At 55.2% G+C, this 12,917-nt stretch carries 10 protein-coding genes; 7 read left to right on the top strand and 3 right to left on the bottom strand.

Translation table 11 applies throughout. The features are described 5' to 3' along the window. The first annotated feature begins 26 nt into the window (after positions 1-26). Positions 27-806: an SDR family oxidoreductase gene (locus F3J38_RS06725; RefSeq protein WP_167136246.1), complete on the top strand. Its 780-nt coding sequence runs from the start codon at positions 27-29 to the stop codon at positions 804-806. Here the strand turns inward: F3J38_RS06725 and F3J38_RS06720 are convergent. After that, positions 803-1,378, bottom strand: a complete 576-nt coding sequence (locus F3J38_RS06720; RefSeq protein WP_167136244.1) for a DedA family protein — start codon at positions 1,376-1,378, stop codon at positions 803-805. The genes F3J38_RS06725 and F3J38_RS06720 overlap by 4 nt on opposite strands. A 168-nt stretch (positions 1,379-1,546) precedes the next feature. Here F3J38_RS06720 and F3J38_RS06715 point away from each other — a divergent pair, with 168 nt between their 5' ends. From F3J38_RS06715 to F3J38_RS06705, 3 genes are all read left to right on the top strand, one after another. Further along, positions 1,547-2,134 (top strand): Yip1 family protein, encoded by a 588-nt coding sequence (locus tag F3J38_RS06715; RefSeq protein ID WP_167136242.1) that lies wholly within the window; start codon positions 1,547-1,549, stop codon positions 2,132-2,134. A 188-nt stretch (positions 2,135-2,322) separates the two neighbouring features. Beyond that, a complete protein-coding gene (gene pbpG / locus F3J38_RS06710; RefSeq protein ID WP_167137097.1) occupies positions 2,323-3,252 on the top strand; it encodes a D-alanyl-D-alanine endopeptidase in 930 nt (309 codons plus the stop codon). A 336-nt stretch (positions 3,253-3,588) separates the two neighbouring features. Then, positions 3,589-6,033 (top strand): DUF3772 domain-containing protein, encoded by a 2,445-nt coding sequence (locus F3J38_RS06705; protein WP_167136240.1) that lies wholly within the window; start codon positions 3,589-3,591, stop codon positions 6,031-6,033. A gap of 80 nt (positions 6,034-6,113) precedes the next feature. On the opposite strand, the gene dld is transcribed toward F3J38_RS06705, so the two are convergent. Next, on the bottom strand, positions 6,114-7,823 hold the full coding sequence (gene dld / locus F3J38_RS06700) for a D-lactate dehydrogenase (RefSeq protein ID WP_167136238.1): 1,710 nt from the start codon (positions 7,821-7,823) through the stop codon (positions 6,114-6,116). A gap of 155 nt (positions 7,824-7,978) precedes the next feature. On the opposite strand from dld, the gene bglX reads away from it, so the two are divergent. Both bglX and F3J38_RS06690 read left to right on the top strand, forming a co-directional pair. Then, complete coding sequence (gene bglX / locus F3J38_RS06695; protein WP_167136236.1) at positions 7,979-10,276, top strand: beta-glucosidase BglX; 2,298 nt, start codon at positions 7,979-7,981, stop codon at positions 10,274-10,276. 108 nt (positions 10,277-10,384) lie between these two features. Next, positions 10,385-11,263, top strand: coding sequence for an oxygenase MpaB family protein (locus F3J38_RS06690; RefSeq protein WP_167136234.1), 879 nt, complete (start codon positions 10,385-10,387; stop codon positions 11,261-11,263). Here the strand turns inward: F3J38_RS06690 and F3J38_RS06685 are convergent. Further along, the gene (locus F3J38_RS06685; protein ID WP_167136232.1) at positions 11,254-11,547 is read right to left on the bottom strand and encodes a hypothetical protein; all 294 of its coding nucleotides are present in this window, start codon (positions 11,545-11,547) and stop codon (positions 11,254-11,256) included. The genes F3J38_RS06690 and F3J38_RS06685 overlap by 10 nt on opposite strands. Before the next feature lie 226 nt (positions 11,548-11,773). Between F3J38_RS06685 and F3J38_RS06680 the strand changes: the two genes are divergently transcribed. Further along, positions 11,774-12,886 carry a suppressor of fused domain protein gene (locus F3J38_RS06680; RefSeq protein ID WP_167136230.1) on the top strand — a complete coding sequence of 371 codons (1,113 nt, stop codon included), beginning with the start codon at positions 11,774-11,776 and terminating at the stop codon, positions 12,884-12,886. Positions 12,887-12,917: the final 31 nt, after the last annotated feature.

The raw sequence follows: 12,917 nt of genomic DNA, 5'->3' as shown, positions 1-12,917 counted from the left end.
AGACACCCATCACGCAGGAGAATGTTATGGCACTCGGAAAACAGAAAGTGGCTGTCGTGACCGCATCGGATTCCGGCATTGGCCGCGCTTGTGCACTGATGCTGGCGGAAGCTGGCTTCACCTTGGGCATTACCTGGCGCTCAGACGAAGAGGGGGCGCAAGAAACGGCGCGGCTCGTGGAGAGCAAAGGTCAAACGGCTCAAGTTCGCCAACTGGACCTGTCCGATCCTGAAGCCGGGGGTAAACAGCTGGCACAGTTGATTAATTCACTGGGGCGCATCGACGTTCTGGTCAATAACGCGGGTGTGATGCTGAAAGCCGATTTTCTTGATGTCACCTTTGAGGACTGGCGTAAGACCTTCAGCGTGGATGTGGATGGCTCCTTTATTTGTGGACAAATAGCGGCGCGCCATATGGTCGACCAGGGCGATGGCGGCCGCATCATCAATATTACGTCGGTGCATGAGCATACGCCGCTGCCGGATGCCACCGCGTATACGGCGGCGAAGCACGCGCTGGGAGGCTTAACCAAATCGATGGCGCTCAGCTTATTGCCGCATCACATTTTGGTGAATGCGGTGGCGCCAGGCGCCATTGCGACTGCCATGAACCATTTAACCAACGACCAGGCCCGCAGCACGCGTATGCCAGAAATTCCGATTGGCCGTCCTGGCGATACGCGTGAAGTGGCGAGTTTAGTGGCGTGGCTCTGTTCAGAGTGGGCGACCTACACCACCGGACAATCCTTTATTGTGGATGGCGGCTTTATGCTCGCCAATCCTCAGTTTAAGGGCTATCACCATTAACCCGCCCGGCGGCGATTCCAACGGCGAATGACATAACGCAGCACAATGCCGAACACAATCGCCGCCACCAGCCACAACAGATGTTTGAAGTGCTGATCGAGTTTATGCAGCCACGGCGTGATGATTTCACCGGCAAAGTAGCCCAGGGTAACAAAAATCAGCGACCAAAGCGCAGCGCCGATCACGTTCAGCACAAAGAAACGCAGCGGTTTCAAACGGCTAGTGCCAATGATGATGGGTCCGACGATACGAAAGCCGTACATAAAGCGCACGCCAATCACGAACAGGCTGGGGCGCTTTTGAATCAAATGGTTGGCTTTGCGGATGGTGTCCTGATGTTTACGAAAACGGCGCAGAATACGCGTACCGTAACGACGGCCGAGCCAGAACAGCAGCTGATCGCCAATAATCCCGCCTGTCATGGCGGCCAGCACCACGCCGCCGAAGTGCAGCAAGCCTTCATGCGCCGCGACGCCGCCCAGCAGGGTGAAGGTTTCCCCTTCCGCAATACAGCCAATCAGCAGAGCCAAATAGCCGTACTGCGTAATTAATCCATTGATATCGATGTGCAAATTTTCCTCCCTGTTGCGAGTGGCTTAGCTAACAGTTTATACGCCAACGGCTTTTTTTGTGCCGCTGTCCGCAAAAACAGCAGCGCCGATTATACTTGAAGGGAAGCTGCCTGAGTGGGACAGCCTGATCGCTGAAGTGGCAGCCCGTCGCATCAGAGGAGTGATTTTATGAATCATGTCTGGGGTCTACTGGCGCATCCGAACCAGGAAATGCGCGATATCAAGCAGGAAAACGAAAGCGTTTCGCACCACTACACCCACCATGTTCTGATGATGGCCGCGATCCCGGTGATCTGCGCGTTTATCGGTACGACACAACTGGGCTGGAATCTGGGCGAAGGGCAGTTTGTTCAACTCAACATGCTGACCGGCATCGGTCTCGGCATTCTGTTTTATCTGATCATCTTAGGTGGCGTGGCGGTCATGGGCCGCGTGATTCACTGGATGGCGCGCGATTATCCGCAGCGTCCCAGCATTCAACGCTGTACGGTGTTCGCGGGTTACGTGGCGACACCGCTGTTTATCAGCGGGCTGGTTGCGCTCTATCCCCTGGTCTGGCTGTGTGTGTTGGTGGGAGCAGTAGCCTTGCTCTATACCGGTTATTTGCTCTACGTCGGCATTCCGGTGTTCCTTAACATTGACCGTGAAGAGAGCATGCGCTTCTCCGGTTCAACGCTTGCGATTGGTGTGCTGGTGTTTGAAGTGCTGCTGGCGCTGACGGTGGTTTTATGGGGCTATGGCCCCCGTCTTTTCTAGCACAGAATAAGACATCAATCAGGGAGGCCATTTGGCCTCCCTTTTTAACGCTCAGAAACAATCTACCTAAGAAATTTCGTAGGGAAGTGGGTATGATGCTGCTGCCAGCCCGCATCCCGTCTGGTCTGATGCGCGCGGCCTGTGTGATTCACACAGCGCAAAACTCCTCACCGGATTTTTTTGACACGATGTCTGTAAAAATGCGTATTTCTTTGCTGTCGCTGGCGCTGTTTGTCGCTGCGCCGGCTGTAACAACTCCGGCACTGGCCGCGCCTGCCGCGCTGTCTAATTTGGCGCCGATTGCTCAACCGCAAATCGCCTCCGGCAGTGCCATGATTGTCGATCTCGAAACCAACAAAGTGCTGTACTCCAGCCACCCCGATCGCGTGCGTCCGATTGCGTCACTGACCAAGCTGATGACCGCCATGGTGGTGCTGGATGCGAAGCTGCCGATGGATGAGATGCTGTCTGTGGACATCAGCCACACACCAGAAATGCGTGGGGTGTTTTCTCGCGTCAAATTGAACAGTGAAATCAGCCGCCGTAATATGCTGTTGCTGGCGCTGATGTCGTCGGAAAACCGTGCGGCAGCCAGCCTGGCCCATCACTACCCGGGCGGTTACGATGCGTTTATCCGCGCGATGAACGCCAAAGCGCGCGCGCTGGGCATGACGCACACTCATTATGTTGAGCCCACCGGTTTGTCGATTCAAAACGTCTCGAATGCGGAAGATCTGATCAAACTGGTTAAAGCCACGCGCCAGTATCCGTTGATTGGTGAACTGAGTACCACCAAGGAAGACACCGCGGTATTTAAGCATCCTAACTATGCGCTGCCGTTCCGTAACACCAACCATCTGGTTTACAACAATAACTGGCGTATCGCGTTGACCAAAACCGGTTATACCGATGAAGCAGGACACTGTCTGGTGATGCGCACGGTCATTAACAACCGCCCGGTGGCGTTAGTGGTGCTGGATGCCTTTGGCAAGTACACCCACTTTGCGGATGCCAACCGTCTGCGAGACTGGCTGGAAACCGGCAAAGCCGCCCCTGTGCCTGCTGCTGCGCTAGCGTACAAAAAACAGAAATCTTCGCAGACGGCGAACAACGAATAATCCGGCACCCACTGTGGGCTGTTGTCATCGCCATTCATGGCGTAATGCTTGTCACTTAGGTGCGTTTCGGTCGCCATTAATGGCGACCCTACGTTGCTCGGTGCCGTTGTCGTAAGGAGCGCATTCATGCGTACCTGGGTATATACGCACCCATAGGCTAAAGTGAGCGGCATTACGCCGTTATGGCGACCTTTTTATAAGCAAAATCCCTTATCGTTAGCACCAATGATTTACCGCTTCATTCCTATAGTTTCCGCTTCGGCTAGGCTCTACACTGGCCGCCATTCATGGTTAACTGGCAATTATCGGCTGTTATTACGCTGGAATCTTACTCCTATGTTCAAGCTTCGTTCGCTCTTTACCCCACTGTTACTGCTGCTGGTGCTGTTAAGCCCGGCACTAAGTTACGCGGATGACAACACGGCCGCTGCGGCTCAGCAAGAGGACGCCACGCCGAAAGTGAATCCGTCGGTCGAGCTGCCGAAAATGCAGAAAATCCTCGACAAGATTAAAGGCCAAGTCTCTGGCGATACCAATGAAAGCCAGCTGAACCAGCTCAATGAGATGGCGCTGGAACTGTCAGGAAACGCGGAAACGCTCGGCCAGGCGTTGGTGCCGCAGCGTCAGCAACTGGACGCTCAGTTGGCGGTCTTGGGCCCTGCGCCAAAAGCCGACAGTGGTGTTAAAGAGACACCGGAAGTCACGCGCAAACGCGCCGCGCTGGAGAGCCAGAAAAGTAAGCTGGATGACCAAATCAAGCAGGCCGACGGGATTAAGAACGGTGCGTTGGTGCTGTCTTCACAGATCGTCAACCTGCGTCGTGACCAGCTGAAAAGCCAGTTGGCACTTAACTCGGGCAGTATTTTCGGTCCGCGATTCTGGTCACCGTTGGTGAGCCGCCAGGATTTAGATGGTGAGAAAATCAGCGATTTTATCGCTGAATTGCAGGACACCGCCGCGCTTTCCTGGGAGCCGGGCTGGCGTTTCGGCACCATCGCCTGGTTGATTGCGGCGATGTTGGTGATGACGCTAGGCCGCCGCTACAGCGAAGAGTTTCTGGCGTGGGTGAGTATTCATAAAATGCCAGAAGGGCGTCTGCGTCGTAGTTTCCTCGCGGCGGCAATTGCCCTGACGACCTTGGCAGCCGTGGTGCTGACCTTTAACTTTATCTCGCTGGCCTTTACGCGTCGTGATGAAGTTTCCACCGACGTGCAGGATTTTGTCGAGCGTCTGGTGCAACTCAGCGTCTATTGCGGGTTGATTGCCGGTTTAGGCCGCGCCTTCCTGTCAACACGCCGCCCAAGCTGGCGTTTGCCGAGCATCTCTAATGAAGTGGCGCAGGCGCTGAAGCCGTTCCCACCGATCACTGCTGCGCTGGTATTTATTTTCCAAACCGCCGAATCCTTTAACTACAGCGTTGGCACCAGCTTGAACACCACCATTTTCGCCAACGGGCTGACCGCGTTGCTGATCGGGAGTACCGGGCTGGCGATTAGCATGCGCACTAACCGTGTGCGTCGTCGTATGGTGCAAGAGGGCAATGCGCCGGAAGCGAGGCCGACTATCGTCGGATTGGTGCAGCTTGCGCTGACGATTACGGCGCTGGCGATCCTGATTTCACTGATCGTTGGCTATGTCACCCTGGCGCGCTTCTTGAGTTATGAAGTGATCTGGTGTGGCATTTTGTTCGGCTCCTTCTACTTCCTCAGCCATTTAGTGAATGATGGCTGTGAAAGCCTGTTCTCTACCAATAATGCCACCGGCAAACGCCTGCAGAGTTCGTTGAACATCGACGAACGTCATTTGCAGCAGGCGGCAACCCTACTCGGTGCCATCTGCAAAACTGTGCTGATCGGCTTTGTCGCCCTGGCGTTGCTCAACGGCACCTTTGCGTCATCCACGCCGATTGAACTGATTCAGAAAGTGATTGAGTTCTGGGGCGGGAAAGGCCTTGAGTCGTTGAACATCGTGCCAGCGCACATGGTGAATGCCATTCTTTGCCTGGTGGTCGGAATTTACGTGCTGCGTTCGGTGCGTCGCTGGTTGGATAAAGATTTCCTGCCAAAAACCACCATGGACGTTGGCATGCGCGTGTCGCTGGTGACCTTGTTCAGCAATATCGGTTATGTGCTGATCATCCTGCTAACCCTGTCGATTATGGGCTTGCAGTGGAACAAACTGGCGTGGATCGTCAGCGCCTTGTCAGTGGGTATCGGTTTTGGCTTACAAGAGATTGTGAAGAACTTTATCTCCGGCCTGATTCTGCTGACAGAACGCCCAGTAAAAGTGGGAGACTTGGTGACCATCAGCGGCATCGAAGGCGATATTCGTCGCATCAATGTACGCGCCACCGAAATTCAGCTCAGCGACAAATCCACAGTGATTGTGCCGAACTCACAGTTCATCTCGCAAAACGTACGCAACGCCACCATGGGCAATGCGCAAGGCGTGGTGACCATCTTGCTGACGTTCCCGTTGGATATCGATCCGGTGCGGGTGCGTGAAATTCTGTTGGAGGTCTATCAGGAAAACGAGCGTATTCTGGAGACGCCGGAACCGTCAGTCTCGTTCAAAGATCTCACCTCAGCAGGGATTGTGTTGAGCGTGACCGGCAACGTCGCGGGTCAGCGCCAGATTTCCAGCGCCAAGAGTGATTTGCTGTTCGATATTCTGACGCGTCTGCGCAAAGAGGGCATTGTGCTGTCTACACCACAAACGATGATCATCGAACGCCGCGCAGTGCCTGCTGCGGCGCACGATGAAGGTGAAGCTTTGCCATAGTTTGACTGAAGCGCGATTTATCGCGCTGTTCTGACGCAATCAGCGTGGTTGAAACACGCTGATTGCGCCGCTCCTGCGTATCAAACTTTCACTGCCCATCCTTTCTGCTTGCTGGTTTTACCAATCCCCGGATTAAAGGTATTGGTGGGATCCAGCTGGCGGTAAAACGCCTGCAGCTGCGGTTTGGCCTGGTACAGATGTCCGACATTATGCTCTGCCGGGTACTCGGCACCACGCTCGCTCAGAATCGCCAGCATCTTCTCTTTTAATGCGTGGGCATCCACGCCTTTCTTCACGATGTAGTCCTGATGGAACACATGGCAGAAGAAGTGACCGTAATAGAGGCGATGGCTGATGTCTTGGTCGAATTCCGCCGGTAAACGTTCGAACCACTCTTGATCGTTACGGCGCAGCGCAATATCCAGCGCCAGAATATCTTCCACTTCATTGGCATGCACTGCGTGATAACGCACGGCGGCCCCGGCTGCGGCAAAACGATGCAGAAACGCGTGTGCGCCTTCTTTGCCATCACACGCGAAGAACTCGCCGCCGCCTTCACGGAAATACTCGTGCAGATACTCTTGCGCCTCGGCTACGCCGTCACCGGACATCTTCAGCATCAAGTGATGCTCAAACTTATCGCGATACTGTTTCAAACGTTTTGGCAGATGGGCGGGCAGCCAACCGCTAACGCGTTGCAGTAGGCGATCGGTGAAGTGCGGTTTAACAAAACTCAGCTTACCGAGCCAGGCATCCACACGACCTTTCAGGGTGAAGAACAGCGGCATTTTGTCGGTGCCGAGTTTATCGATCATCACAAAGGTATCTTTGCCGTAGACCTCGGCAATGTCGAAAATATCGCGATGCATATACTCGCCCGCCACCGGCAGATGCTTAAATTCGGCCAGAATGTGACGGCGCAGATCGCCCAGTACCGCCGGATCGTTGGTGCCGATATAAAAGACCTGCTGCTTGGGCTCGGCGGGGAAGGTATCAAGTCGTACTGCGAACACCGCCAGTTTTCCGGCACAGCCTGAGGCTTCGAACAGACGGCGTTCATCGGCGTTGAAACGCGCAGGCGTATCGGCGTGAATATCACGCACGCGCTCGGCATATTCATGATCCGAGGCGTGACGTTCATCCCAGCGCACATCATTTTGCTGCCAGCGATCGTCATCAAGGCGGCCCAGTATCTCTTCGGGTGAGTGGCCGAGATCCATGCCCAGATGGTTCACTAACTTGAGTTTGCCCTCGGCATCAATCTGCGCGTACAGCGCCATTTCACTATAGGCTGGACCGCGTTTAATCAGCGACCCGCCAGAATTATTACAGATCCCGCCCATCACGGATGCCCCAATGCACGAGGAGCCAATCACCGAGTGCGGCTCGCGGCCCAGTGGTTTCAGTGCTTTTTCCAGCTGATAAAGGGTGCTACCGGGGAAGGCGAGAATCTGGTTGCCGCCATCAATCAGCTGCAGTTTATCAAGACGCAGGGTGCTGATGATCACCACTGGGCGATCGTAATCGTTGCCATTCGGCGTGGAGCCTTCGGTCAAACCGGTGTTGGCGGCCTGCATCAGAATCACCGCATCGGCTTGCACCAGCGCCTGTAGCACGCGCCACAGCTCCAACAGTGAACCTGGGAACACCACCGCCAGCGCATCTCCTTCACCAGAACGAAAACCTTTGCGATAACGCGCGGTCTGTTCCGCCTCTGTTAGCAGGTGCGAAGGCCCGACGAGGCGACGCAGTTCAGCGAGCAGTGTAGGGTGTGAGGTGTTGTTATTCATGAACCTGTCCTTGTCGTTTACGTAGCGCTTCTACTGTAGCACGCGTCAATCACATGGTCGCGGTGTGACATCAGTGGCTACCTGCTATCCTCATCTTATGGCACACTGCCCCGGTTATTTTTATATTGCGCAGTCACTTAAGAGAACCCGACCTGATGAAATGGATTTGCTCTGTTAGCCTCGCTGTCTCCCTTGCCATGCAACCTGCCTTCGCAGATGACTTGTTTGGGCCCCATCCGATGACTGAACAGGCGCGCGACGCCTTTGTGAATCAACTGCTCAGCAAAATGACCCTTGATGAAAAAATCGGGCAAATGCGTTTGATCAGCGTGGGGCCAGATACGCCGAAAGAGGCGGTTCGCGACATGATTCAGCACGGTCAGGTCGGCGCAATTTTCAATACCGTCACGCGTCCTGATATTCGCGTGATGCAGGATCAGGTGATGCAACTCAGTCGCCTGAAGATTCCTTTGTTTTTTGCCTATGACGTGGTGCACGGTCAGCGCACCATTTTCCCGATCCCGTTGGGCCTTGCTGCTAGCTGGGATCTGGATGCGATCAGCGAAGTGGGGCGCATTTCGGCGTATGAAGCGGCTGATGATGGTCTGAACATGACGTGGGCGCCGATGGTCGATGTATCACGTGAACCGCGTTGGGGGCGTGTCTCCGAAGGGTTCGGTGAAGATACGTTCCTTAGCTCGCAAATGGGCAGCACCATGGTGAAGGCGATGCAGGGCAAAAGTGCCGCCGATCGCTACTCCATCATGACCAGTGTGAAACATTTCGCCGCTTATGGCGCGGTGGAAGGTGGGCGCGATTACAACACTGTTGATATGAGCCCACAGCGTCTGTTCCAGGACTACTTGCCACCCTACAAAGCCTCATTAGATGCAGGCAGCGGTGGCGTGATGGTGGCCCTTAACTCGCTTAACGGTACGCCTGCCACCGCGGATAGCTGGTTGTTAAAAGACCTGCTGCGCACGGAGTGGAAGTTCAAAGGCATCACCATTAGCGATCATGGTGCCATTAAGGAACTGCTGAAACACGGCGTAGCCAGCGATCCGCAGGATGCGGTGCGCATCGCCCTGAAATCTGGCATCGACATGAGCATGAGCGATGAGTACTACAGCAAATATTTACCGGGCCTGGTGAAAAGCGGCGCGGTGAGCATGGCCGAGATTGATGATGCTGCACGCCATGTGCTCAACGTGAAATACGACATGGGGCTGTTTAACGATCCCTACAGCCATTTAGGCCCGAAAGGCAGCGATCCCCAGGATACCAATGCCGAGAGCCGCCTGCATCGTGCCGAAGCGCGCGACGTGGCACGTAAAAGCATCGTGCTACTGAAAAACTGGCATGAAACCCTGCCGTTGAAGAAAGAGGCCACCGTGGCTTTGGTCGGCCCTCTGGCGGACAGCCAGCGTGACATCATGGGCAGCTGGTCAGCGGCGGGCGTGGCGAAGCAGTCGATTCCGCTGCTGCAAGGCATGAAAACGGCAATGGCGGGTAAAGGCACGTTGCTGTATGCCAAAGGCGCCAATATCACCGATAACAAAGGGATTCAGGACTTCCTCAATTTGTATGAGCAGGCGGTCAGTGTGGATAAACGTTCTCCACAGGAATTGATCGATGAGGCCGTCGCTCAGGCGAAGAAAGCCGATGTGGTGGTGGCTGCTGTCGGCGAAGCGCAGGGCATGGCGCATGAGGCCTCGAGCCGCAGCGATTTGGTGATCCCACCTAGCCAGCAAAAACTGCTGGCGGCGCTGAAAGCCACCGGCAAGCCGTTGGTGATCGTGCTGATGAATGGTCGTCCGTTGACGGTGGTGAACGAAGATCGCATGGCAGATGCGATGGTGGAAACCTGGTTCAGCGGCACCGAAGGCGGTAACGCGATTGCCGATGTGCTGTTTGGTGACTACAACCCATCGGGTAAATTACCGATGTCATTCCCACGTTCGGTGGGCCAGTTGCCGATTTACTACAATCACTTACCGACGGGCCGCCCGTACAACTTCGCGAAGCCGAACAAGTACACCTCTCACTATTATGATGCGATTAATGGTCCACTCTATCCGTTTGGTTATGGTCTGAGCTACACCAGCTTTACCGTCTCGCCAGTGAAGATGTCGGCGAAAACCATGCCACGCAACGGCACGGTGGAAGCCAGCGTCACGGTCACCAATACCGGCAAGCGCGATGGTGCGACCGTGGTGCAAATGTATCTCAACGATCCGGTGGCCAGCATCAGCCGTCCGGTGCAGGAGCTGCGCGGATTCAAACGCATTATGCTAAAAGCGGGCGAGTCACAGACTGTGAGCTTCAAGATCGATGTGGATGCGCTCAAATTCTGGAACCAGAAAATGCAGCACGTTGCTGAGCCGGGCAAATTCAATGTGATGATTGGTCTGGATTCCGTGCGGACACAAGATGGGCAGTTTGATTATCTTTAAGTGCTAGTTTTGCACCTAACGTGGCGGCGCGATTTATCGCGCCGCACCCGATCGCAGTATATGATATGCCTCAGCGAATCCTGCCAACGGGCATAACCTCAAATCACCATGAACCTCCGAAACCGCATCGAGCAGCAAGTCTTTCGCCTCAACGGCCTGTCACTCAACGAATTCGACATCTCGCAACCTCCGGGCGATCCGGGGCTGTTTGGTCCTGACCATGTCATCTGGCAGGTACACGGTGATTTTCCCTCAATGCTCTGCGGTGGCATTAGCGCACTGATGCTGCAAATGTTGCACCCGGCTGCGCTGGCGGGCGTGTGGGATCACTCAAATTTCCGCCAGGATATGATGGGCCGCCTGCGCCGTACCAGCCAGTTTATTGCCGTTACCACCTTTGGTAATACCGTGGATGCCAACATTCTGATTGAGCGCGTCAAGCGCATTCACCTGCGGGTCACCGGCATCGACAACGCAGGGCAACCTTATGCCGCCAGCGATCCGCATTTGCTGACATGGGTGCACGTAGCGGAAACCAGCCGTTTTCTTGCCGCCCATCTCCGCTACAAAAATCCCCAGTTGAGTCTGGCGGAACAGGATCGCTATTACGATGAGGCGGCGCTTATTGCCGAGGCCTTAGGGGCGGAAAAGGTGCCAAAAACGGTACAGGCGGTGGAAGATTATCTGCAGGCGATGCGCCCGGAACTGATCTGTGATGAGCGCACGCTGGAAGTCATGCAGCTGCTGATCAACGCTCCTGCGCCAAGCTGGCAAGCCAAACCGGCAATGAGGGTGATGCTGAAAGCCGGGATGGGATTGCTACCGGATTGGGCACAACAGCAAATTCAGCAGCCGATAAGCCCGTTGGCGCAGTGGTGCGTGGATAAAGAGATCGCGGTGATTGCGGGCTTACTGCGGTGGTCGATTCAACGGGGTGCTTATGCGCGCGCCATGACACGCATGGGGCGCGCTGCGCATTACAGATGAAGCTCGTCCTGCTTTTTCGTATAAGTCCGGGGAGTGCGTGCTTCTCGCTTTAGCGTGAGTTGGCGCTGCTGATAATGATGGAGCAGCATACCCAGGCCTAATCCCAGCAGGGCCAGTGGAAGCAAACTGTAATAGATATCGAGCGGCAACAGTACCAACAATGCCGCGCCAGCCAGCATGATCGTCAGTGCCGACATGACCCAGGTGTAGCGTATAAACAGCCACACCAAAATCGCGAAAATCACGATATCGCGCAGGTTCAAATCGAGGTTTTGCAGCACCATGCTGGGTTTGTCCGTGGGGGGATAATACGCTGACAATAGCATGCCCAGCGGCAAAAGAATGGCGAATTAATTTGATGCTTGTCAGCGCATCCTGCTGGCAATGATTAACACTCCTCACGTTTCAAATCAGCACTTTGAGAGTTTTACCCTTGTGTCACATGGTGCGAGTGTCGATCCTGCTCTATTCTCAGGGAAAATGGATCCCTCAAGGCTTTGTCGAGGCGTTATGACACACCAACCTCTGATTGCTGAGGTGCCGAATCAGCAAAATACACTTACCGCGATCGTTGAACAGGACGCGCGTACCGCCTATTTCTACATCTGGCCCAACGACCTGTTCCGCAGTCAGTATGCCGTGCGCGGCTGTTGGCTGCGCAACTTACTGCCGGCACCGGCACGCGAAGATCGTGAAGCGATGGAGCAGGGCATTGCACCGCTGTTGAGTGCGGAATATTGCCGTACACTGGAAGCTGAGCCGATGCTCGATCCTGCCGGTTTGCAAATTCTCTGGGAGCCGAGTGATGACGGCGCCGCGCTGTGGTATTACGGTCAGCTGCTGGCAGTGATCCCCGGCTGGAGTTTGTATCAGGACAAGCAGGTGAGTTTCTCTGCGGGTTGTATTAAAGAGAATCGCCTGACTGCGCCACTCGGCTCGGCCTCGACCAACGATTACTACGCACGAGCCGAGCAACAGCGTCACTTTTGGCGAGACTGGCATGACGGCCACCTGTGGGATGCGGTTCAGAGCGAACTGATGCAGTGCTATCAGGCCCAGTTTGGTGAATCGGTGAAGTATTACGCCATCGACCAAGGTAACTGGCCGCCGATGGCCATCTCCCAGCACTGGCACCAAGGCGTGTGGTATTTTCTGACGCTCGGCATGGGGATCCGCCCGATGCCGCAGGTGGATTATTTGTTCGATGAGCTGGCTCCACAGTATCGTCGTGTGGAGTTGGCGATGGCGGTCGATGGCGAAGTGATGAACGAAGCTAACGCCGTGCAGATGGCGAGCGCACTGGCCGAGTTCGCCCATCTCCCCTGGGCACGCCTGACATGGATTGGAGAAGGCCACACGCTGGCCTCTGAAGTGGCACCGGTCGGTTTCGAGAGCTTTCTGCTGGCGAATGGGCTGGCACCTGAAGTGGCGCAATTCCGTTTGCCGAAGCGCGATGGCGACAGGCCGAATCTGTTGTGGGCAACCCCGATTACCGAAGCGGAACGCCAGTTTGCCCAGTCTGATGAACGCGGTGGTCAGCAACTCTTGCAGCGTTTGCAGGCGGAAGGGAACGATCATGTTTTCCGACCTCGCCAGGAAGTGGTGGACCCGCCCTCTGCCTAATGATGATGATTTTCACCGGGTAGAGGCGCAA

This window comes from Candidatus Pantoea formicae (assembly GCF_011752625.1).
GTDB lineage: Bacteria > Pseudomonadota > Gammaproteobacteria > Enterobacterales > Enterobacteriaceae > Pantoea > Pantoea formicae.
This window is presented reverse-complemented; position numbering and strand designations above follow the sequence as displayed.